The sequence below is a fragment of the Vogesella oryzae genome (assembly GCF_902829295.1).
Taxonomy (GTDB): Bacteria; Pseudomonadota; Gammaproteobacteria; order Burkholderiales; family Chromobacteriaceae; genus Vogesella; species Vogesella oryzae.
This window is the reverse complement of the sequence record NZ_CADEPL010000055.1, coordinates 124,480-144,838: the sequence shown is the minus strand read 5'-3', so window position 1 is coordinate 144,838 and position 20,359 is coordinate 124,480. Positions and strand designations below refer to the sequence as shown.

The following is a 20,359-nucleotide window of genomic DNA, read 5'->3' as shown; positions in this document are numbered from 1 at the left end:
GGCTCCGGGCAGATTTTTCCGGGATCATGCTATCCCCCTCTTCGCCCCCGAGACAAACGCATGCAACTCATCCGCTTCGATTCCCTGCCAGTCACGCCGTGGAAAAACGGCGGCGGCATTACCCGCCAGCTGCTGGTTTACCCGCCTGCGGCCAACCTTGACACCTTCACGCTGCGCATCAGCATTGCCGATGTCGACAGCGACGGCCCGTTTTCCGATTTCAGCGGCGTCGATCGTACGCTGGGCCTGCTGTCCGGCAATGGTCTTGCCCTGCATGAAGACGGAAAAGAAATCGCCAGCCTGCACGCCGGCGGGCCACTGCTGGCATTTGATGGCGGTCGCGCCATCAGCAGCACCCGGTTGAATGGCAAGGTGCAGGATTTCAATGTGATGACGCGCCGCGGCCGGGCCAGCCACCAGACCCGCTATCTGCAGGTAAAAGAGCCTGTCGCGCTGCACAGTAACGGGCCGATGCTGTTGCTGCTGGCAGAAGGCAGCAGCCTGCTGGCCAGCGATGGTCACGACACGCAGCAACTGGGCTATCGCGATGCGCTGTGGCTACCCACACCGGCGACGCTGCAGTTGATGGCGACGGCCCCCTGCCGGCTGATTGTCGTCGAGGCGAGCTTCACATGAGCATTGCTTCACCCTGTATTGGCGTGTGCCAGCTGGACAGCAGCGGTCGCTACTGCACCGGCTGCCTGCGCACCCTGGACGAAATTGCCGGCTGGTCGCAAGCCGATGACACCCGTAAACAAGCCGTGCTGGCGCGTATCGCTGCCCTCGCCATTCCGGGTACGCCGCGCGCACTAGAATGCAGCCGCTGCGGCCAACCTTTCCACTGCGGCACCGGTGGCCAGCGCGGCGGTTGCTGGTGTGCAGACCTGCCACCGCTGCTGCCGGCCGAGGGAGCAAGCGCCGACTGCATGTGCCCGGACTGTCTGCAGGCACTGGCCGACAAGCACTAAACCAGCAAAGCAAAACCCCGGCACCTGGCCGGGGTTTGCAGTTTTGCTGCGATTATTCAGAACGCGCCGTCGCTGGCGACTTACGCCGGGCCAGCACTGTACCGGTCGCCACCACCAGCAGCGCGCCGATGGCGCCGGCCACCTGATGCGACCAGCCCGGCAACATGCCGGTGTAATCGAGCAAGCCCTTATCGGTGAGCAGCATCGAGCCGCCGATCCAGCCCAGCAGACCACCGCCGAGGGTAATCACGATCGGGAAGCGATCCATCAGTTTCAGTACCAGCTGGCTGCCCCACACGATGATCGGGATGCTGATGACAATGCCGAACACCACCAGCGCCAGGCTGCCATGCGAGGCACCAGCCACGGCGATCACATTGTCAAAGCTCATCACCGCATCGGCGACGATGATGGTTTTCACCGCCCCCCACAGGTGGGTACTGCCCTGCACATCGTGACCGTCATCGTCCTCGCCGACCAGCAACTGCATGCCGATCCACAGCAACAGCAGGCCACCGGCCAGCTTCAGGAACGGGATGTCGAGAATCTGCAGCGCAAACGCAATCAGCACCACACGCAGGCCGATGGCACCGATCACGCCCCAGAAAATCCCTTTTTTGCGCTGCTCTTCCGGCAGGCTGCGGCAAGCCAGGGCGATCACCACGGCATTGTCGCCCCCCAGCAGAATGTCGATCATGATGATCTGCAGGACCGAGAGCCAGAATGCGCTTTCACCAAGCATTGCCAACATCGTGTACTACTCCCTTATCTAATCGGATGGCTGCCACGCGGGCAGCCGGAAAACTGTCAGTGCAGCATGTCCCACGCCAGTTTGCAGATCAGCACCGTCACCAGTACCAGGAACAAACCACGCACGAAGCCTGCGCCCTTGCGCATGGCCAGCCACGACCCGGTCAGTGCGCCAGCCACATTACAGGCGGCCATCGGTAGCGCAAAACCGTATAGCACATTCCCGCTGGGAATGAAAAAGCACAGCGCCGCCACGTTGGTGGCCAGGTTGACCACCTTGGCTGCCGCCGAGGCGTGCAGGAAATCGAAAGCGAAAAAGCGCACGAACAGGAACATCAGAAAGCTGCCGGTACCCGGCCCGAACAGGCCATCGTAAAAGCCGATACCGCCGCCGATCGCCAGTCCTACCAGCATTTCGCGGCGGCCGATAATAACCGGTTTGTGCAGCTTGCCCAGATCTTTCTTGTGCAGGGTGTAAATCGCCATGCCAATCAGCAACACCAGCACCAGGGGGCGCATTACGCTGGACGGAATCAGGCTCACCGCCGCCGCACCGGCAAAGGACATCACAAACGCCGCCGCCGCTGCCGGCAGCACCAGCTTCCACGGCAGGCGCACCCGTTTGAGGTAGGAACGGGCTGCAAACACCGTTCCGACGGCAGACGACATCTTGTTGGTGCCGAACAGGGTGGCCACCGATACCTGCGGCAAGGCATTGAACAGCGCCGGAATCTGGATCAGGCCTCCGCCGCCAACTGCCGCATCAATCAGCCCGGCCAGAAAGGCGAACAGGCATAGAAAGCCCAATGTCAGCATGGAAATCCTCTCGGCAAAAAAGGCGCCATTGTAACGTCATTAATGGCAGCCGGCAGCGGCCTAGCCGCAACAGCCAAGCGACAGCGCAGCGTGAAAAGCGGCAGTAGCCGCTTGTAACCAGCGCGGCTCTGGCACAATCAGCCCATCACCCACCCCACAACCTTAGCCACCATGAATGCTGAACAACTGGGCTATATCGCCGCCCTGCTTACTACCGGCAGCTTTCTGCCCCAAGTGCTGCACACCCTGAAAAGTCGCGACACCCGCAGCATTTCGCTGGCGATGTATCTGATGTTCGTGACCGGCACGCTGCTGTGGCTGCTGTATGGCTGGCACATCGGCTCGGTACCGGTGATGGCGGCCAACCTGATTACCATGCTGCTGGCGTCCATCATCCTGGTGATGAAACTGCGCCAGCTTTGGCAAAACCGCGACTAACGGCGGCAGCAACGACAAGGCCCCGCAGCGCGGGGCCTTGTGCTTTTGGGCGTCTTATTTTCCGATACCCTGCAACAGCGGCTCCACCAGCCCGCTGAACCCTTCCCACATGATCTGCACCCCCAGGCACAGCAGGATGAATGCAGTCAGGCGCAGGAACACCACCGCACCGGTCTGTCCCAGATAGCGCATGAACTTGTCGGCATGCAGCAGGCACCACCAGATCAGCAGGCAGGTTACCGCTACCGCGGCGACTGCGGCCAACGGTGCCACGGTGAACTTGACCAGCGCCTTGCCGGTACTGGTCAGCGACGCCCCTACGGTGATAGCCACCGAAATGGAACCGGGCCCCACCGTCATCGGAAACGTCAGCGGATAAAACGCCCGCTGCTTGAGCGCCTCGCGGTTTTCCAGCTGGTTCACGTCCGGCGTATTTTCCGCCGGGTTGTCATTGAGCATGCGCCAGGCAGCGAACGTGATCAGCAGGCCACCGGACAACTGCACCACCGGCAGCGACACGCCGAAGAAACTCAGCACGAAACCGCCGATATACATGCTGCCAAGCAACAGCAGGAAGCAGTAAATGGCAATGCGTCGCGCCAGGAACGCGCGCTGTGCCGGCGTATTGTGTGCGGTCAGCGAGATAAAGAACGGCACCAGCCCGGGTGGGTTGATGATGGGCAGCAAGGCCGCGGCGACGAACAGGAACTTGCTGGCTAGCAGCGACAACATCGGGCTCATGCAGGTCTCCGGCCAGCCGCAGCTAGGCGGCATGGCTTGTTTTCGTTATGGATAGTCGCGGCGATTCTAGCATTGCGGCCAACGTTGGCCGCAAGTGCCGGCGGCATAAACAGAAACGCCGCACCCGGTAACAGGCGCGGCGCTCGGTGGCAGCTTGCCGGCGTTACTGCTCTTGCGGCGGCAGCGTAACCTTATCGTCCTTGCTGAACTGGTAATCGCGGAACACCTGTTCGGCAGTCAGCAGCTGGTAGCTGCCGTCTTCCTTGCGCCAGGTGGTGTCCTTCAGGCGATAGGTGAACTGGCCGCAGGTCCAGCAATCGAAATTGCGCATGTGGGTGCACAGGCAGGGCTTGTCCATCACCTTGATGCGGCGCTCGTCCGGGTGGGCGGCCACTTCACGGTTGTATGCCTCGATGTACTGGCAGTTGCCGCTGGCATCCAGCAGGTAGCCGTAGGCTTCACAGTTCGGGCGGATGCCGTCGCCGATCGCCGGGCACTGCTTGATCATGCGCATCGGGTAACCGGTGGGCGACAGCTGGTTGACCTCGATGTCGTCCTCGGTGGCCTTGAAATACTCCTGCTTTACCTTGTCCGGCAGACCGCATTCGCGGGTAACGGTAAAGCGGGTCGCCACCTGTACCCCGCTGGCGCCCATTTCCAGGAAACGCACCGCATCGCTGCCAGTAAACACACCACCGGCGGCAATCAGCGGAATCTCCAGGTTCTCGGCTTTCAGCCAATCGCGGATTTCCACCACGATATCGGCCAGGTTGTACTGGTCCCAGTCCATGCCGAAGCCCAGGTGGCCACCGGCCAGCGGGCCTTCGATCACCACGTAGTCCGGCAGGCGCTTGAGGCGGGCGGTTTTCTTCAGGAACAGCTGCAAGGCACGCAGCGACGACACGATGATGCCAAGCTTGGCCTCGCGGAAGCGCGGGTGATCCTCGATCAGCGCGAACGAACCCAAATGCAGGCCGGCGGCCAGGGTAATACCGTCGATGCCGGCATCCAGAGCGGCTTCCATGCGCACCTTCAGGGTCTCCTTCGGCGCGTTCATGGTCAGCTTTTCCATGCAGTTGATGAAAATCAGACCATTACCCTGCTTGGCGTCCATCGCACTGCGCACATGCATGCGGGTGGCGTCGGCCAGCTCCTGCAGGTCGAACTTCACCACCGACTTGTCGGAGTTTGCTACGTTGAACTTGTATTGTTTGAGCTTGTTCTTTACGTATTTGGTATTGAAGCGGCGATCGGCCACGGTGGGCACCATCGCATCCGAGATATGACCGATACCCCCCAGGCGGGCCACTTCCAACGCCAGCGAGGCAGTGGAAATATCCACACCCATACCGCCCTGCATGATCGGCACCAGTTCGTGCTCGCCCAGGCGCAGGCGGAAATCATCAACACATTTCATCTAAAACACTCTCCGTAAGACTGGGCGGCATTATACGGCAAACCGCAAAATATAGAGTTTTTACTCTCTTGCAACCCAGTGATATCCATCCCTGCGTCAGCAGAGACAGCTTATTCATATAACGCGGTATCGCCGGCCACGCCCGGGAAAGCCACCAGCCCCTGGTACTGCATGCCGATGGCTTCAAGTACCGTCGCCGATGCCCGGTTGGCCGGATCGATATACGCCACGATACGCGGCAACTGCAGCGCGCTGCGGCCGTAATCCAGACAGGCTTGCGCCGCTTCGCGGGCATAACCGCAGCCTCGGGCATGCGGCAGCAGGGCATAGCCCAGATCGACATCCGGCATGCCGTCACGGCGGATCAGCCCGCACATGCCCAGCGCCAGGCCATCCTCCAGCCGCGCCACACACCACAGGCCAAGACCATGCTGCCGGTAGCTGGCCAGCGGGCCATGGCGCAGATAGTCCTGCGCCTGGGCGTGACTGCGAACACCACGGTCGGCAACAAAGCGGATAAAATCCGCATCATTGAGCACACCCAGAACCACGGCGGTATCTTCCAGCGTGAATTCGCGCAACAACAGGCGCGGCGTACGGATAGGCAGCATGGCAACTCCGGCAGCAGGCACTATGTTCTTTTGCCTGCCCGCGGCAGACAATCACAGAAACTAGCGCAAGTTCGTGACAATCTTGCCACCACATGGCAAGGTTGGCCGCACCCGCCTGAGGCGCGCCGGCTGGCGCACGGTAACAGGAACCGCCGCTTACGGCAAAAGCACCTTCCATGCCGAATCCATAAAACGTACGTGCAGGCTTGATTTCCGCCCCCGCAGCCCCATTTGCTGCTCAGGACATTTCCGCTTGCACCAGTTCGCAAGATGCAACCCTTTTTAGACAGGAATCTTTCATGACCATTACCGTCAACGGCATCGAAATTACCGAAGCCATGGTGCAAGCCGAGCTGCCGAACCACGAGCAGACCCCGAACCCGCGCGATGCCGCCATCCAGCAACTGGTACTGCATCAACTGCTGCTGGCCAAGGCCCGTGCTGCCGGCTACGACAATGCCAACGAAGGCGAAGCCATCGGTGCCCTGCTGGACAAGGAACTGCAATTCGCGCCGGTAGATGAAGCTGCCTGCGAGTCCTACTACAACGCTCACCCGGAGTACTTCCGCCAGGGTGACAGCGCTGCGGCCAACCACATCCTGTTCAAGACCGAAGGCGGCGACGAACTGGGCAAATCGCTGACCCGCGCCAAAGCCGAAGGCGTGCTGGCTGAAGTGCAAGCCAACCCGTCGCGCTTTGCCGACCTGGCACGCGAGCACTCTGCCTGCCCGTCCGGCCAGCAGGGTGGCGCGCTGGGCCAGTTCGGCCGTGGCCAGATGGTGCCGGAATTCGAACAGGCGGTATTCGGTACCGACGCCGGCAACATCACCCCAAACCTGGTGGAAACCCAGTTCGGTTACCACATCATCCAGGTCACCGAGCGCGCCGAAGGCGGCCAGATCAGCCTGGACGACGTGAAGCCGCGTCTGCAGCAATACCTGAACGAAATGGCAGCCCGCCAGGCGATGCACGACTACCTGAACACCCTGGTTCAGGCCGCCGACATCAAGGGCTACAGCATGCCTGCCTAAACCGGGCAAACTGACATGAACGGCCGGGCTTGCCCGGCCGTTTTCTTTTTTGGCGCCATTCACAAAGCATTTCAACCTGTCAGCGGTTCGGACTAGACTTAGCACTACTCCTTCAAAGCCGGAACCACCTCCATGCTGATGCACCCTTTCTTCAAACTGATGGCGGACAAAAAGGCCAGCGACCTGTTCTTTACCGCCGGCATGGCGCCACAGATCAAGATCGAAGGCACCATCCTGCCAGTCAATGACAAGGCCTTCAGTGGCGAGCACGTCAAACGGCTGGCCTACAGCATGATGGACGAGGCCGAGATCAAAGAGTTCGAAACCGGGCTGGAAATGAACTTCGGCCGCCAGGTGGAAGAACTCGGCAACTTCCGCGTCAACGTGTTCCGCCAGCGTGGCGATGTCGCCGTGGTAATCCGCTTCATTGCCCCGGTCATCCCCAGCCTAGAGCACCTCAACCTGCCGCCAACTTTGCAGGATCTGGTACAGCTCAAGCGCGGGCTGGTATTCGTGGTTGGCGCCACCGGCTCCGGCAAAAGCTCGACCGTGGCCGCGCTGCTGGAGCAGCGCAACCGCAGCCAGAGCGGCCACATCCTGACGGTGGAAGATCCGATCGAATTCGTGTTCGAGCACAAGAAAAGCATCGTCAACCAGCGCGAAATCGGCATCGATACCCTGAGCTACGCCAACGCACTGAAAAACGCCATGCGCGAGGCGCCGGACGTGCTGCTGATCGGCGAAATCCGCGATGCCGAAACGCTGACCTATGCCATCAACTACGCCCAATCCGGCCACCTGTGCATCTCTACCCTGCACGGCAACAACAGCTACCACACACTCAACCGCATCATCAGCTTCTTCCCGCTGGAAAACCGCAACGCCCTGCTGATGGATCTGGCCGAGACGCTCAAGGCCGTGGTGTCGCAGCGACTGGTGCAGACCGTGGACGGCAAGCGCCGGCCGGCGCTGGAGCTGCTGATCAACTCGCCGCACATTGCCGAGCTGATCCGCAACGGCGAAATCGGCAAGATCAAGGAGGCCATCGAGGCCAGCATGAGCGACGGCTCGCAGACCTTCGAGCAGTCGCTGTTCCGCCTGTACAAGGAAGGCCATATCAGTCTGGACACCGCACTGCAGAATGCCGACTCCCCGACCAACCTGTACTGGCTGATCAACCATGAAAGCGGCAACAAGGGTAGTGCCGACCCGCAGGCCAGCTTCTCCGGCTTTACGCTGGAGCACTGAGTCACGCGTGGCGCCGGCGCGGATTGCAGCCTGGCGGCAGATTCAGGGACAATGACGGCCTTGCATTGACCCACCGGGGGTAGTCCGCCCCCGGCCCACCACAGCCACCGTCAAAGGCGCGACACTCACATGATTACCCTGTACGGCATTCCCAACTGCGATACGGTCAAGAAAGCCCGCCAGTGGCTGACCGCGCAACAGCTGGACTTCACTTTTCACGATTTCAAGAAACAGGGCGTCGATGCTGCCCTGCTGGGCCACTGGATCGGCGAAATCGGTCTGGACAAGCTGATCAACCGCGCCGGCACCACCTGGCGCGCACTCAGCGATGCAGAAAAAGCGCAGGCGGCCAACGTTGACGGCGCCATTGCACTCCTGCAGGCCAAACCGTCCATCATCAAGCGCCCGGTACTAGACAACGCCGGCAAGCTCAGCGTCGGCTTCAAGGCCGAGCAATGGCAGGAGGCATTCGGCAAATGAGCAGCACTCTCGAACTGACCCAGCAACTGATGCAGCTGGACTCCATTACCCCGCGCGACGAAGGCTGCCAGGAGCTGATGATCGCCCGCCTGGAAGACATGGGTTTCACCATCGAGCGCATGCCGTTCGGCGATGTCAGCAACTTCTGGGCGCACCGCGGCCATAGCGGCCCGGTACTGTGTTTTGCCGGCCATACCGATGTGGTCCCCACCGGCCCGGTGGACCAGTGGCAGAGCCACCCGTTCCACCCCACCATCCGCAATGACCACCTGTTCGGCCGCGGCGCCGCCGACATGAAAGCCTCGCTGGCCGCTTTCATCACCGCCACCGAACGCTTTGTCGCCGCCAGGCCGAACCATGCCGGCACCATCGCCTTCCTGATCACCTCCGACGAGGAAGGCGTGGCCACCGATGGCAGCGTGCGCGTGGTGGAGGCACTGGAAGCGCGCGGCCAACATATCGACTACTGCATCGTCGGCGAGCCGACCTCGGACCAGGTGTTCGGCGATACCATCAAGAACGGTCGCCGCGGCTCGCTGTCCGGCCACCTGATCGTGCATGGCATCCAGGGCCACATCGCCTACCCGCAGCTGGCGAAAAACCCGATTCACCTGGCCGCACCGGCACTGGCCGAGTTGGCCGCAGAAGTGTGGGACGACGGCAACGAGTACTTCCCGCCCACCAGCTGGCAGGTATCCAACATCCATTCCGGCACCGGCGCCACCAACGTGATTCCGGGCCATTGCGACATCAAGTTCAACTTCCGCTTTTCTACCGAGCACACCGCGGAAACACTGAAGGATCGCGTGCACCAGATTCTGGACAGCCACGGCCTGGCCTACGAGTTGCACTGGCTGCTGTCCGGCAACCCGTTCATCACCCAGCCGGGTGCGCTGACTGATGCCATCGGCAGTGCCATCCACGAAGTCACCGGCGTCGAGACCGTGCTGTCCACCACCGGCGGCACCTCCGATGGCCGCTTCATCAAGCGCATTGCCCGCGAGCTGGTGGAGTTCGGGCCGATCAACGCCAGCATTCACAAGCTCAACGAGTGCGTGAGCGTTGACGACATCGAGCCGCTGTCCAGGATTTACGAGAAGACACTGCTCAAGTTGCTGGCCTAACCGGCGCCGGCAGCACAACAAAAAGCCGCCCCCTTGGGGCGGCTTTTTCGTGCGGCCAACGTTGGCCGCATCACGCCAGATTACGGCGCTCGTACATCGCCTGCGCCAGCGTGCCCGGATCGACATGTTCCAGTTCACCGCCCACCGGCATGCCACGCGCGATGCGGGTCACCCGCAGCCCCTGCGCCTTGAGCATTTCGCCGATCAGGTGCGCGGTCACCTCGCCTTCGGCAGTGAAATTGGTGGCGATGATCACCTCCTCCACCTGGCCGTCGGTGGCGCGGGCGATCAATTTTTCCAGCTCCAGATCCTGCGGCCCGACGCCATCCATCGGCGACAGCCGTCCCATTAGCACGAAATACAGGCCATCGTAGCTGCGCGACTGCTCCAGCATCAGCAGATCGGCCGGCATCTCCACCACGCACAGCAGGTTCTGCTTGCGCTCGGCATCGGCGCAAACATTACATAGCGGCACCTCGCTGAAGGTATTGCAGCGCTCGCAATGGCGCAGATTCAAGAGCGCCTTGTCCAGTGCGCGCGCCAGCTTGTCGGCCCCGCCACGGTCCTTCTGCAGCAGGTGAAAAGCCATGCGCTGCGCCGACTTGGGACCGACACCCGGCAACACCTTGAGCGCCGCGATCAGCTGATCAAGCGAGGGGGGATTTTTCATCGACATCTTGTTCGCCACAGAAAAGCTGCACACATCACCGCACCGCCAGACGGCAAAGCTCGCTGGCGAGTGACACCACCTCGTGGCGCAGGACGGGCATACAAAACAAAACACACGGCGACAACGGTGCAATCCGCGTCAGCCGTGTGCTCAGGGTACGACCAGCTGCTTAGAACGGCAGCTTCATGCCGGCCGGCAGGTTCATGCCGGCAGTGAAGCCGGACATGCGCTGCTGGGTGGTTTCATCCACCTTGCGCGCGGCGTCGTTGAACGCGGCGGCAATCAGGTCTTCCAGCATGTCCTTGTCTTCCTTGGCGTCTTCCAGCAGGCTGTCGCTGATGTTGACGCGACGGATCACGTGCGCGCAGCTCATGGTGACTTTCACCAGGCCGTTACCGGCCTGGCCTTCCACGTCGACATTGGCCAGCTCTTCCTGGGCCTTCTTCATGTTTTCCTGCATTTGCTGAGCCTGCTTCATCAGGCCCGCGATTCCGGCTTTGCCAAACATCGTGTGCTACTCCTGAACGGGTTGTATGGTTTCGGCCAGCAGCATGGCGCCCATCTCGCGCACCAGCTGCTGAACCAGGGGATCGTTTTCCATATGTTGGCGGGCGACGGCCAACTGCTCGCGGCGCGAACGGGCATCGCGCATGGCAGGGGTCTCCATGTCCAGCGTCTCGACGCTGACACGCAGCTGCACTTCCTTCCCGAAGTGGGCAGCCAGTACCGCCTTCAACTTGCTCTGGTAATCGGGACCAGCCAGGTTGCGGAAAGCTTCCGGCACGGCCAGCTCGAACACATGGCCATCCCAGGATTTGAGCGCGGCATTCTGCGCCAGCATGCGCGCCGTACCCATTTTGGCGCTGAGCATGGTGATCAGTGCCGACCAATCGCCATCAAATGGCGGCGTATCGTAGCCCGAAGGCGCGGTTACGTCACCCTGCGCGTAGGTCGCCAGCTCGGCTTCCTCATCCATCAGATAGCTGGGCAGCTCTTCCGGCTCCGGCTCGCGCTCGTCTTCTTCGTCGGCTTCCGCCACCACGACGGTAGGCACCACTACCGGCGCAACGACTGGCGGCGCTACAGGTGCGGAAGCGGGAGCAACCGCTTGTTCCTCCCATGGCAACGGTGCTTCCGGCGGTGCTACGGGCGCGGACGCCACCACCGAGACGGCTGGGGCAACCGGCGTAGGTGCCGTCCGCGCGGGCTCTGGTTCGGGTTCGATCGCCGCCGCCTTGTCGGCTGACGGCACGCTGCGCTCGCTCTTGCCGCTCATCTGCGCCAACAGCGCCTTCACCGGCGATGCGCCACCAGCAGGCACCGCCATTCCTTCCTGAGCCGGCGGCGGCACGCCTTGCGGGCGCGCGCTCGGCAATGGCCGTGGCGTGCTGTCACCGGCATGCAGCGGGTGGAACGCCAGCATGCGCAGCATGGTCATGCTGAAGCCGGCGTGTTCGTCCGGTGCTAGCGCCAGGTCGCGGCGGCCATGCAGGGCAATCTGGTAGTACAGCTGGATGTCTTCGGCGCCGATGCGCTGCGCCAGCGCAAACAGCGCATCGCGTTCCGGCTCGTCGGCGGCGATGGCCTCCGGCACGCTCTGCGCCAGCGCCAGCTGATGCAGCACGCTGGACAGCTCGGCCAGCGCATTGTCGAAACCGATGCCGCGTGCGGCCAACGTTTCCACTTCCGCCATCAGTCGCGCACCATCGGCGTCGGCCAGCGCATCCAGCAGCGTAAACAGGTAGCGCTTGTCCACCGCGCCCAGCATGGCGCGCACACCGTCTTCGCGCACTTCGCCTACGCCGTAGGCAATGGCCTGATCCAGCAGCGACAGTGCGTCGCGCATCGAGCCGGCGGCAGCGCGGCCCAGCAGTGCCAGCGCCGGCGCTTCGTACACCACACCCTCGACATCCAGCACATGCGCGAGATGGCCGGCCACCTGTTGCGGCGTCATGTTGCGCAGGCTGAATTGCAGGCAGCGCGACAATACCGTGACCGGCACTTTCTGCGGGTCGGTGGTGGCCAGGATGAACTTGACGTGCGCCGGCGGCTCTTCCAGCGTCTTCAGCATGGCGTTGAAGGCACTCTTCGACAGCATGTGCACTTCATCGATGATGTACACCTTGAAGCGGCCCATGGTCGGCGCGTACTGTGCGTTCTCCAGCACTTCGCGGATATTGTCGATGCCGGTGTTGGAGGCGGCATCGATCTCCAGCAGGTCGACATAGCGGCCGCTGTCGATCTGGCGGCAGGCCTGGCATTCGCCACACGGTTCGGCGCCGGTGCCGGTCTCGCAGTTCAGGCTCTTGGCCAGAATGCGGGCGATGGTGGTCTTGCCCACGCCGCGGGTACCGGTCAGCAGGTAGGCGTGATGCAGCCGCGATTCGCGCAGGGCGTTGGACAGCGCACGAACCACGTGCTCCTGGCCGACCAGATCGGCAAAGCGCTTGGGGCGCCACTTGCGGGCGAGAACTTGATAAGTCATAGCGGGCGATTCTAGCAGTTTTTACCCCAGCGCCGACACCGGCTGCTGCACCAGTGCCGGGCACGGATCAGTTGCCGGCGGCGGCCTCGGGGTTGGCCGCGGCTGCCGCTGGCGCGTAGCGCGCCGCCAGGTAGCGGTTGCGGATTTCATCCGCCAGCTCGTGCGTCACCATCGCGTACAGCGTGCTCTTGTTGTAGCGGGTGATGGTGTAGAAATTGTTCAGCCCCAGCCAGTAGCGGGTCTCGCCCGGCGCCACTTCCAGCGGTACCAGCACCGCCAGCGCATCGTCGCGCACCGGTGCCTGCGGCGTGATGCCCTTGGCCTTGAGTTCGGCGACGGTCAGGTGCAGGTTGAACTTGTCGGCGACAAGCTCATCAATGGCCGGCCCCGGCACCACCTCGGCCGGCACCACTACATCATCGCCCCCCAGCCAGCCATGCAACTGGAAATAATTGGCCACACTGCCAATGGCATCGGCAGGGTTGTTCCAGATGTCACGATGGCCGTCACCGTCGAAATCCACCGCCCACTTGCGGAAGCTGGACGGCATGAATTGCGGCATGCCCATTGCGCCTGCATAGCTGCCCTTCAGGCTCAGCGCATTGATGTTCTCGCTGTGTGCCAGCCGGAAAAATTCGGCCAATTCACTACGGAAAAATTCGGCACGCCGCGGATAGTCGAACGCCAGCGTACTCAACGCATCGGCAAGACGGAAACCACCGGTTACGCGGCCATAGCGGGTCTCGATGCCGATGATGGCGACGATGATTTCCGGCTCCACCTTGTATTGCGTGGCGGCGCGTTGTAGCAGTGCGTCGTTCTGCTGCCAGAACGCCACGCCTTCCTGCAGCAGGCGCTCGTTGTAGAAATTGGGGCGGAACTGGAACCACGGTCGCGCCGTTGACGGGCGATCCATGATGGCAATGATGTTCGGCTTGGGCTCGACATTGGCGAATACGGTTTCCATTTCGGCACGGCTGATGCCGCCCTGCGCCACCTGTTCGTCAATGAAACGTTGCACATCGGGGCGCATCAGCAGCCCGACATCGGCCTGGGCGGCAGTAACGGAGGCCAGCATGGCCACCAGGGCCAAACGGCACAAGGCTCGCATGGAGATCTCCTGAAGGTTGGCCGCAACCCGGACGGGCTTACGGCTGTTCATTGAAATTGAGCGCGCTGGATACCAGCCGCGCGGTGATGTCGACAATGGGGATGACCCGCTCGTAAGCCATGCGCGTCGGGCCAACCACCCCCAGGGTGCCGACCACCTGCCCGTTCAGCTTGTAGGGGGCAATCACCACGCTGCAATCGTCCAGCGGTACGACACCAGACTCTTCGCCGATGAACAGGTTGACGCCGGTAGCGCGCCGGCTCTGCTCCAGCAATTGCAGTAGCTCGGTCTTGCGCTGGAAGGTGTCGAACAGCTCGCGCAGACGCGACAGATCGCTGGAGAAGTCGCTAACGGAAAGCAGGCGGCCCTCGCCGCGGATCACGATATCGTCGCCGCCGGGCAACGCCTGGCGGCCGAACTGGATCGCCGCGGCCATCAGCTCGGAAATATTGCCCTGCAACTGGCGCAGCTCGGTTTCCACCCGGCTGGCCACGTTGTCCAGCTGCTGGCCGGCGTAATGCAGGTTAAGGAAGTTGGCAGCCTCCACCAGCTCGCTCGGCGTGTAATCGCGGCCGGTATGGAACAGGTGATTCTGCACATCGCCATCCAGCGTCACCAGGATCAGCAGGATGCGGCGCTCGGACAAACGCAGGAACTCCACCTGCCGGAAGGCGGCATCGGTGCGCTGCGGCGTCATCACCACGCCGGCAAACTGGGTCAGCTCCGACAGCATCTGTGACGCCGCCAGCACCACCCGTTGCGGGCTGTCCGGCTGGATGCCGCTTTTCAGCTCCGCCAGCGTCGGCGCGGCCAACTGCTGCACGGTGAGCAGCCGGTCGACAAACATCCGGTAACCGCGCGGCGTGGGAATCCGCCCCGCCGAAGTGTGCGGTGAGGCAATCAGCCCCAGCTCCTCCAGGTCGGCGAGCATATTGCGGATGGAAGCCGACGACAGCTCCAGACCGGAAACTGCCGCCAGCGTTTTGGATGCCACCGGTTGGCCGTCGGCGATATACCGCTCGACCAGGACCTTCAGCAGATGTTGCGTGCGTTCGTTCAGCATAATCGGCATTCTTGCACAGCTACCCCATCCCCAAAAGCCCCTGCCTGCACGGTCAGTCACCGGCGGCACCGGCTTGGCCGCATGCTGTTTTGTGCGATAATCCGCCGATTGGTTCACCGCCTGCCGCCCGCATGTGTGGCGCACTTACATCGTTGATTTGCATTTTTATTTGGCACGCCAGATGAAAACGTACATAATCAAAAAACTTTCCTGATACACCCCCAGTTAGAATTGAATGGAGCAAGCATGGCAGCCGAAGACAAGAGCAAAGCCCTAGCCGCGGCCCTGGCACAGATCGAGAAGCAGTTCGGTAAAGGCTCGATCATGCGCATGAGCGACAACCAGATCACCGAAAACCTGCAGGTGATCAGCACCGGTTCGCTCGGCCTCGACCTGGCACTGGGTGTCGGCGGTCTGCCCCGTGGCCGTGTTGTCGAGATTTACGGTCCGGAATCTTCCGGTAAAACCACGCTGTGTCTGCAGGTAGTCGCCGAAGCGCAGAAACTGGGCGGTACCTGCGCCTACATCGACGCGGAAAACGCACTGGACCCGCAATACGCGCAGAAACTGGGCGTATCGGTAGAGCAGCTGCTGATCTCGCAACCGGACACCGGTGAACAGGCACTGGAAATCGCCGATATGCTGGTGCGCTCCGGCGGCGTCGACGTCATCGTGGTGGACTCGGTGGCCGCACTGGTACCGAAAGCCGAAATCGAAGGCGAAATGGGCGACAACCACGTTGGCCTGCACGCTCGCCTGATGAGCCAGGCACTGCGCAAACTCACCGGCAACATCAAGCGTACCAACACCCTGGTGATCTTCATCAACCAGATCCGCATGAAGATCGGCGTGATGTTCGGCAGCCCGGAAACCACCACCGGCGGCAATGCCCTGAAGTTCTACTCCTCCGTACGCATGGACATCCGCCGTATCGGCGGCATCAAGAAAGGCGAAGAGATCATCGGCAACGAGACTCGCGTCAAAGTGGTGAAGAACAAGGTATCGCCGCCGTTCAAGCAAGCCTCTTTCGACATCCTGTACGGCGAAGGCATCAGCCGCGAGGGCGAAATCGTCGAGCTGGGCGTAGAGCACGGCTTCATCGAGAAGTCCGGCGCCTGGTACAGCTACAACGGCCAGAAAATCGGCCAGGGCAAGGACAATACCCGCGTGTGGCTGCGTGACAATCCGGCTATCGCCCAGGAAATCGAGCGCAAGATCCGTGAAGCTGTGGGTGTGAAGGTGGAAATCACCGAAGGTCAGCCCGACGATGAGGACGAGCTGATTGACGACACCTTCGACGCCTGATGGCAGAGACAGGCAAAAGCCTCAAGGCACGAGCCGTCGATCTTCTGTCCCGTCGCGAGTATTCGCGGCTGGAACTGAAGCGGCGGCTCGCGCCGTTTGCCGACAGCGCCGAGGAGCTGGAAGCACTGCTCGACGAGTTGGCCGCCAACCGCTGGCAATCCGATAGCCGCTTTGCCGAGCAGTTCGCCAGCAGCCGCAGCCGCAAATACGGCAACCGCCGCATCGAGATGGAAATGCGCGAGCGCGGCATCGACCGCGACACCATCCGCGACGCCCTGTCCGGCCAGGACGAACTGGCCACTGCCCGCGAGCAATGGCGCAAGAAATTCGGCCAACCACCGGCCGATGCCGCCGAGCGCGCCAAGCAGATGCGCTTTCTCGCCGGCCGCGGCTTCGGCATGGACATCATCCGCCAGGTCATCGCCGGCAGCGACGACTTTGCGGACGGCGAATAACGCGTCGCAACAAAGTTGGCCGCACCATCGCCGTCACAACCCTTGCCAGCACTGGCAAGGGTTGCCACAATCGAACCGAATTCTTTCCGCCCACCGCTGCCAAGCAAGGGCGCGCAAAGCCAACGATAGCGGAACCCACAGATAAACCATGAAAAACTCAGAAATTCGCCAGAAGTTTCTCGGCTTTTTTGCCGGCAAGGGCCACCAGGTGGTGGCATCCAGCAGTCTGATTCCGGGCAACGACCCGACTTTGATGTTCACTGTCGCCGGCATGGTGCAGTTCAAGGACGTATTCCTCGGCTTCGAAAAGCGCGATTACACCCGCGCTACCACCAGTCAGAAATGCCTGCGCGCCGGTGGCAAGCACAATGACCTGGAAAACGTTGGCTATACAGCGCGCCATCACACTTTTTTCGAAATGCTGGGCAACTTCAGCTTTGGCGACTATTTCAAGCACGATGCCATTACCTACGCCTGGGAGTTCCTGACCGGCGAGCAGTGGCTGAACCTGCCGAAGGACAAGCTGCTGGTAACGGTCTATGCCAGCGATGACGAGGCATACGACATCTGGCACAAGACCGTCGGCCTGCCTGCAGAAAAAATCATCCGTATCGGCGACAACAAAGGCGCACCGTACGCCTCCGACAATTTCTGGACCATGGGCGACACCGGCCCCTGCGGCCCGTGTACCGAGATTTTCTACGACCACGGCCCCTCCGTTGCCGGCGGCCCTCCGGGCAGCCCGGATGAAGACGGCGACCGCTTCATGGAAATCTGGAACAACGTGTTCATGCAGTTCAACCGCGATGAAACCGGCACCCTGCATCCGCTGCCGAAACCATCCGTGGATACCGGCATGGGCCTGGAGCGACTGTCCACCGTACTGCAGGGCGTGCATTCCAACTACGAAACCGACGGCCTGGCCTGCCTGGTACGCGCAGCTGCGCGCGAAACCGGCGTGCCGTACAGCCAGGACGTGCCGTCGCTGAAAGTGATCGCCGACCACATCCGCGCCTGCTCGTTCATGATCGCCGACGGCATCCTGCCGTCCAGCGACGGCCGTGGCTACGTGCTGCGCCGCATTGCCCGCCGTGCGATCCGCCACGGTTACAAGCTGGGCCAGAAAGGCCTGTTCTTCCACAAGATCGTGGCCGATCTGGTTACCGAGATGGGCGATGCCTACCCCGAGCTGCGCCAGCAACAGGCCGTGATCGAGGACGCACGGCGCCAGGAAGAAATCAAGTTCGCCGAACCCCTGGACACCGGCATGGCGCTGGTGGATGCCGCACTGGCCGGCGGCAAGACCGCCATGGACGGCGATACCGTATTCAAGCTGTACGACACCTACGGCTTCCCGGTGGACCTCACCGCCGACATCTGCCGCGAGCGCAATATCGAAGTGGATCTGGAAGGCTTCGAACGCGCCATGGAAGAGCAGCGTACCCGTGCACGTGCCGCTTCCGCTTTCAAGGTGGCAGGCAATGTCAGCTACGACGGTGCCGACACCACCTTCCACGGCTATGGCAGCAGCAGCGTCGATGCCAAGGTAATCGCGCTGTACAAGGGCACCGAACCGGTGAGCACCCTGAATGCCGGCGATGACGGCATCGTGGTACTGGACAACACCGCCTTCTACGCCGAGGGCGGCGGCCAGGTTGGCGACGTGGGCGAGATTTCCACCGCCGGCGGCGTGGGCGCGCTGTTCGACGTGGCCGACACCCAGAAGATCAAGTCCGCGGTATTCGGCCACACCGGCCGCCTGGCTCGCGGCAGCCTGAGCGTGGGCGACACCGTGCAGGCCACCATCGACCTGCACAAGCGCCAGGCCACCGCGCGCAACCACTCCGCCACTCACCTGCTGCACGCGGCGCTGCGCAAGGTGCTGGGCAGCCACGTGGCGCAGAAGGGCTCGCTGGTGAATGCCGAGCGCACCCGCTTCGACTTTGCCCACGGCCAGCCGGTATCTGCCGAGGAAATTGCCGAAATCGAGCGCGTGGTAAACCACGTGGTTGCGGCCAACTACGAAGTCAGCGCCCGCGTGATGGCCTTCGATGACGCCGTGCGTGCCGGTGCCATGGCACTGTTCGGCGAGAAATACGGCGACGAAGTGCGCGTACTGACCATGGGCGACTTCTCTGCTGAACTGTGCGGCGGCACCCACGTGAACCGCACTGGTGATATCGGCTTCTTCAAGATCGTGTCCGAAGGTGGTGTAGCTGCAGGTGTGCGTCGTATCGAAGCCGTTACCGGCGAAGGCGCTGTGGCCTATGTCCAGGCGCAGGACAGCCTGCTGAAAGCCGCTGTGGCCAACCTGAAGGCGCAGAGCAACGACGAAGTGCTGGCCAAGATCGGCAACCTGCAGGGCGACCTGAAGGCGCTGGAGAAGGAACTGGCAGCACTGAAAGCCAAGCTGGCAGCATCGGCCGGTGACAGCCTGGCCGAGCAGGCGGTAGAAGTGAATGGCGTGAAACTGCTGGCTGCCGAACTGGAAGGCGCCGATAACGCCACCCTGCGCGACACGTTGGACAAGCTGAAGGACAAGCTGGGCTCGGCACTGATCGTGCTGGGTAGCAAGGCCGATGGCAAGGTGGCGCTGATTGCCGGCGTTACCAAAGACCTGACTGGCCGCTTCAAGGCCGGCGAACTGGTTAACCACGTGGCGCAGCAAGTCGGCGGCAAAGGCGGCGGCCGCCCGGACATGGCCCAAGCCGGCGGCACCCAGCCGGAAAACCTGACCACGGCACTGGCCAGCACCCGCGACTGGGTAGCAACCAAGTAAGGCTGCGGCCAACCTACCTCATCGCTAGACGGCTACCCACGGGTAGCCGTTTTTCTTGCCTGTTGCCGTCGGTAGACCACACTAAAAGAAACCCTGCGCCCCCCCTGCCGAGGTACTCCATGCGTGCGAATTTCATGCTTTTCGGCTTGCTGCTGCCGCTAGCCGCTGCGGCAGCAGCAAGCCCATTGCTTACCGTGACCGAAAACTGGCCGCCCTATAGCACCCTGCGCGACGCGCAGATCGCCAACGGCGCCTACGCGCGCGTGATTCGTACCGCATTGCTGCGCAACCATCTGCCAAGTGAAATCCATGTCTATCCGTGGTCTCGCAGCCTGGCTCAGACCGCGTTGCGGCCAGATACACTGGTGTTCGCACTAGCCAGAACGCCAAGCAGGGAGTCACGGTTTATCTGGGTCGCGCAGCTTGGACAAGACAGCGTCTATCTATGGCACAAAACCGGGCGCAGCCAGCAGACCATCGATCAGATTCGCGATTGCTGCAGCATCTGCACTGTTCAGCAAGACGCCAGTGAGGAAAGCATCCGCGAGACCGGCTTCAAAACTTCGCGCTTGATCATCGCCAGCAGTTACGCCGATTGCCTGCGGCTAGTACACAACGGCAGCATTGATTACCTGGCTCAGTCCTCGCCTTCGCTGCAGTTCCTGCTTCAGCAACAAGGTATGGCAACTGACAGCCTGCAGCGTGGCCCTTTGCTGAAGCGCTACACGCTCTATCTGGCAGCAAGCCGCGGCACACGTCCAAAGCTAATACACAGCCTGCGGCAAACCCTACTGCAGATGAATGCCAATGGTGAAAGCAACAAAATCATCACCAGCACGTTGCAACAGGCCGGTATTAACCCCTGAA

At 62.0% G+C, this 20,359-nt stretch carries 21 protein-coding genes; 11 read left to right on the top strand and 10 right to left on the bottom strand.

Annotated features, from left to right (window positions below; all coding sequences use genetic code 11):
- Positions 1-60: 60 nt before the first annotated feature.
- A complete protein-coding gene (locus HU218_RS15670) occupies positions 61-636 on the top strand; it encodes a HutD/Ves family protein (protein WP_174875869.1) in 576 nt (191 codons plus the stop codon).
- Positions 633-968, top strand: coding sequence for a cysteine-rich CWC family protein (locus HU218_RS15665; protein WP_174875868.1), 336 nt, complete (start codon positions 633-635; stop codon positions 966-968). The genes HU218_RS15670 and HU218_RS15665 overlap by 4 nt, the downstream gene beginning before the upstream one ends.
- A 52-nt stretch (positions 969-1,020) precedes the next feature.
- Here HU218_RS15665 and HU218_RS15660 read toward each other — a convergent pair whose 3' ends face one another.
- Together HU218_RS15660 and HU218_RS15655 are read right to left on the bottom strand one after the other, a co-directional pair.
- Positions 1,021-1,710 carry a TerC family protein gene (locus HU218_RS15660; RefSeq protein ID WP_281357202.1) on the bottom strand — a complete coding sequence of 230 codons (690 nt, stop codon included), beginning with the start codon at positions 1,708-1,710 and terminating at the stop codon, positions 1,021-1,023.
- Between the two features lie 65 nt (positions 1,711-1,775).
- Positions 1,776-2,534 (bottom strand): sulfite exporter TauE/SafE family protein, encoded by a 759-nt coding sequence (locus HU218_RS15655; RefSeq protein ID WP_174875866.1) that lies wholly within the window; start codon positions 2,532-2,534, stop codon positions 1,776-1,778.
- A 171-nt stretch (positions 2,535-2,705) separates the two neighbouring features.
- Between HU218_RS15655 and HU218_RS15650 the strand changes: the two genes are divergently transcribed.
- Positions 2,706-2,972: a SemiSWEET transporter gene (locus HU218_RS15650; RefSeq protein WP_174875865.1), complete on the top strand. Its 267-nt coding sequence runs from the start codon at positions 2,706-2,708 to the stop codon at positions 2,970-2,972.
- Between the two features lie 54 nt (positions 2,973-3,026).
- Here the strand turns inward: HU218_RS15650 and HU218_RS15645 are convergent, their stop codons facing one another.
- The 3 genes from HU218_RS15645 to HU218_RS15635 form a co-directional block, all read right to left on the bottom strand.
- Positions 3,027-3,713, bottom strand: a complete 687-nt coding sequence (locus HU218_RS15645; protein WP_246211286.1) for a MarC family protein — start codon at positions 3,711-3,713, stop codon at positions 3,027-3,029.
- Between the two features lie 163 nt (positions 3,714-3,876).
- A complete protein-coding gene (locus HU218_RS15640) occupies positions 3,877-5,130 on the bottom strand; it encodes a nitronate monooxygenase (protein ID WP_174875864.1) in 1,254 nt (417 codons plus the stop codon).
- 110 nt (positions 5,131-5,240) lie between these two features.
- The gene (locus HU218_RS15635; RefSeq protein ID WP_217450846.1) at positions 5,241-5,741 is read right to left on the bottom strand and encodes a GNAT family N-acetyltransferase; all 501 of its coding nucleotides are present in this window, start codon (positions 5,739-5,741) and stop codon (positions 5,241-5,243) included.
- Between the two features lie 299 nt (positions 5,742-6,040).
- On the opposite strand from HU218_RS15635, the gene HU218_RS15630 reads away from it, so the two are divergent.
- The 4 genes from HU218_RS15630 (at position 6,041) to dapE (ending at position 9,624) form a co-directional block, all read left to right on the top strand.
- Positions 6,041-6,772, top strand: a complete 732-nt coding sequence (locus tag HU218_RS15630; RefSeq protein WP_174875863.1) for a peptidylprolyl isomerase — start codon at positions 6,041-6,043, stop codon at positions 6,770-6,772.
- A gap of 132 nt (positions 6,773-6,904) precedes the next feature.
- Complete coding sequence (locus HU218_RS15625) at positions 6,905-8,020, top strand: PilT/PilU family type 4a pilus ATPase (protein ID WP_174875862.1); 1,116 nt, start codon at positions 6,905-6,907, stop codon at positions 8,018-8,020.
- 129 nt (positions 8,021-8,149) lie between these two features.
- Positions 8,150-8,500 carry an ArsC family reductase gene (locus tag HU218_RS15620; protein ID WP_174875861.1) on the top strand — a complete coding sequence of 117 codons (351 nt, stop codon included), beginning with the start codon at positions 8,150-8,152 and terminating at the stop codon, positions 8,498-8,500.
- Positions 8,497-9,624: a succinyl-diaminopimelate desuccinylase gene (dapE, locus tag HU218_RS15615; protein WP_174875860.1), complete on the top strand. Its 1,128-nt coding sequence runs from the start codon at positions 8,497-8,499 to the stop codon at positions 9,622-9,624. Before HU218_RS15620 ends, dapE begins: the two co-directional genes overlap by 4 nt.
- Positions 9,625-9,694: 70 nt before the next feature.
- On the opposite strand, the gene recR is transcribed toward dapE, so the two are convergent.
- The 5 genes from recR to hrcA all read right to left on the bottom strand — a co-directional run bounded on the left by recR (position 9,695) and on the right by hrcA (position 14,953).
- Positions 9,695-10,294: a recombination mediator RecR gene (recR, locus tag HU218_RS15610; RefSeq protein ID WP_174875859.1), complete on the bottom strand. Its 600-nt coding sequence runs from the start codon at positions 10,292-10,294 to the stop codon at positions 9,695-9,697.
- A gap of 169 nt (positions 10,295-10,463) precedes the next feature.
- Complete coding sequence (locus HU218_RS15605) at positions 10,464-10,802, bottom strand: YbaB/EbfC family nucleoid-associated protein (RefSeq protein WP_174875858.1); 339 nt, start codon at positions 10,800-10,802, stop codon at positions 10,464-10,466.
- A 6-nt stretch (positions 10,803-10,808) separates the two neighbouring features.
- Positions 10,809-12,779: a DNA polymerase III subunit gamma/tau gene (dnaX, locus tag HU218_RS15600; protein ID WP_174875857.1), complete on the bottom strand. Its 1,971-nt coding sequence runs from the start codon at positions 12,777-12,779 to the stop codon at positions 10,809-10,811.
- A 67-nt stretch (positions 12,780-12,846) separates the two neighbouring features.
- Positions 12,847-13,890, bottom strand: a complete 1,044-nt coding sequence (mltB, locus tag HU218_RS15595) for a lytic murein transglycosylase B (protein ID WP_174875856.1) — start codon at positions 13,888-13,890, stop codon at positions 12,847-12,849.
- 37 nt (positions 13,891-13,927) lie between these two features.
- Positions 13,928-14,953 carry a heat-inducible transcriptional repressor HrcA gene (gene hrcA, locus HU218_RS15590; protein WP_174875855.1) on the bottom strand — a complete coding sequence of 342 codons (1,026 nt, stop codon included), beginning with the start codon at positions 14,951-14,953 and terminating at the stop codon, positions 13,928-13,930.
- Between the two features lie 246 nt (positions 14,954-15,199).
- Here hrcA and recA point away from each other — a divergent pair, with 246 nt between their 5' ends.
- The 4 genes from recA to HU218_RS15570 all read left to right on the top strand — a co-directional run bounded on the left by recA (position 15,200) and on the right by HU218_RS15570 (position 20,358).
- Complete coding sequence (gene recA, locus HU218_RS15585; protein ID WP_174875854.1) at positions 15,200-16,258, top strand: recombinase RecA; 1,059 nt, start codon at positions 15,200-15,202, stop codon at positions 16,256-16,258.
- On the top strand, positions 16,258-16,713 hold the full coding sequence (recX, locus tag HU218_RS15580; protein ID WP_174875853.1) for a recombination regulator RecX: 456 nt from the start codon (positions 16,258-16,260) through the stop codon (positions 16,711-16,713). The genes recA and recX overlap by 1 nt, the downstream gene beginning before the upstream one ends.
- Positions 16,714-16,861: 148 nt before the next feature.
- Positions 16,862-19,492: an alanine--tRNA ligase gene (alaS, locus tag HU218_RS15575; RefSeq protein ID WP_174875852.1), complete on the top strand. Its 2,631-nt coding sequence runs from the start codon at positions 16,862-16,864 to the stop codon at positions 19,490-19,492.
- 119 nt (positions 19,493-19,611) lie between these two features.
- Positions 19,612-20,358, top strand: a complete 747-nt coding sequence (locus tag HU218_RS15570; protein WP_174875851.1) for a substrate-binding periplasmic protein — start codon at positions 19,612-19,614, stop codon at positions 20,356-20,358.
- Position 20,359: the final 1 nt, after the last annotated feature.

What these genes read in the sequence shown, in the direction of transcription:
- HU218_RS15670 (WP_174875869.1), top strand. Translation starts at nt 61, where the DNA reads ATGCAACTCATCCGCTTCGATTCCCTGCCAGTCACGCCGTGGAAAAAC.
- HU218_RS15665 (WP_174875868.1), top strand. Translation starts at nt 633, where the DNA reads ATGAGCATTGCTTCACCCTGTATTGGCGTGTGCCAGCTGGACAGCAGC.
- HU218_RS15660 (WP_281357202.1), bottom strand. Translation starts at nt 1,710, where the DNA reads ATGCTTGGTGAAAGCGCATTCTGGCTCTCGGTCCTGCAGATCATCATG.
- HU218_RS15655 (WP_174875866.1), bottom strand. Translation starts at nt 2,534, where the DNA reads ATGCTGACATTGGGCTTTCTATGCCTGTTCGCCTTTCTGGCCGGGCTG.
- HU218_RS15650 (WP_174875865.1), top strand. Translation starts at nt 2,706, where the DNA reads ATGAATGCTGAACAACTGGGCTATATCGCCGCCCTGCTTACTACCGGC.
- HU218_RS15645 (WP_246211286.1), bottom strand. Translation starts at nt 3,713, where the DNA reads ATGAGCCCGATGTTGTCGCTGCTAGCCAGCAAGTTCCTGTTCGTCGCC.
- HU218_RS15640 (WP_174875864.1), bottom strand. Translation starts at nt 5,130, where the DNA reads ATGAAATGTGTTGATGATTTCCGCCTGCGCCTGGGCGAGCACGAACTG.
- HU218_RS15635 (WP_217450846.1), bottom strand. Translation starts at nt 5,741, where the DNA reads ATGCTGCCTATCCGTACGCCGCGCCTGTTGTTGCGCGAATTCACGCTG.
- HU218_RS15630 (WP_174875863.1), top strand. Translation starts at nt 6,041, where the DNA reads ATGACCATTACCGTCAACGGCATCGAAATTACCGAAGCCATGGTGCAA.
- HU218_RS15625 (WP_174875862.1), top strand. Translation starts at nt 6,905, where the DNA reads ATGCTGATGCACCCTTTCTTCAAACTGATGGCGGACAAAAAGGCCAGC.
- HU218_RS15620 (WP_174875861.1), top strand. Translation starts at nt 8,150, where the DNA reads ATGATTACCCTGTACGGCATTCCCAACTGCGATACGGTCAAGAAAGCC.
- dapE (WP_174875860.1), top strand. Translation starts at nt 8,497, where the DNA reads ATGAGCAGCACTCTCGAACTGACCCAGCAACTGATGCAGCTGGACTCC.
- recR (WP_174875859.1), bottom strand. Translation starts at nt 10,294, where the DNA reads ATGAAAAATCCCCCCTCGCTTGATCAGCTGATCGCGGCGCTCAAGGTG.
- HU218_RS15605 (WP_174875858.1), bottom strand. Translation starts at nt 10,802, where the DNA reads ATGTTTGGCAAAGCCGGAATCGCGGGCCTGATGAAGCAGGCTCAGCAA.
- dnaX (WP_174875857.1), bottom strand. Translation starts at nt 12,779, where the DNA reads ATGACTTATCAAGTTCTCGCCCGCAAGTGGCGCCCCAAGCGCTTTGCC.
- mltB (WP_174875856.1), bottom strand. Translation starts at nt 13,890, where the DNA reads ATGCGAGCCTTGTGCCGTTTGGCCCTGGTGGCCATGCTGGCCTCCGTT.
- hrcA (WP_174875855.1), bottom strand. Translation starts at nt 14,953, where the DNA reads ATGCTGAACGAACGCACGCAACATCTGCTGAAGGTCCTGGTCGAGCGG.
- recA (WP_174875854.1), top strand. Translation starts at nt 15,200, where the DNA reads ATGGCAGCCGAAGACAAGAGCAAAGCCCTAGCCGCGGCCCTGGCACAG.
- recX (WP_174875853.1), top strand. Translation starts at nt 16,258, where the DNA reads ATGGCAGAGACAGGCAAAAGCCTCAAGGCACGAGCCGTCGATCTTCTG.
- alaS (WP_174875852.1), top strand. Translation starts at nt 16,862, where the DNA reads ATGAAAAACTCAGAAATTCGCCAGAAGTTTCTCGGCTTTTTTGCCGGC.
- HU218_RS15570 (WP_174875851.1), top strand. Translation starts at nt 19,612, where the DNA reads ATGCGTGCGAATTTCATGCTTTTCGGCTTGCTGCTGCCGCTAGCCGCT.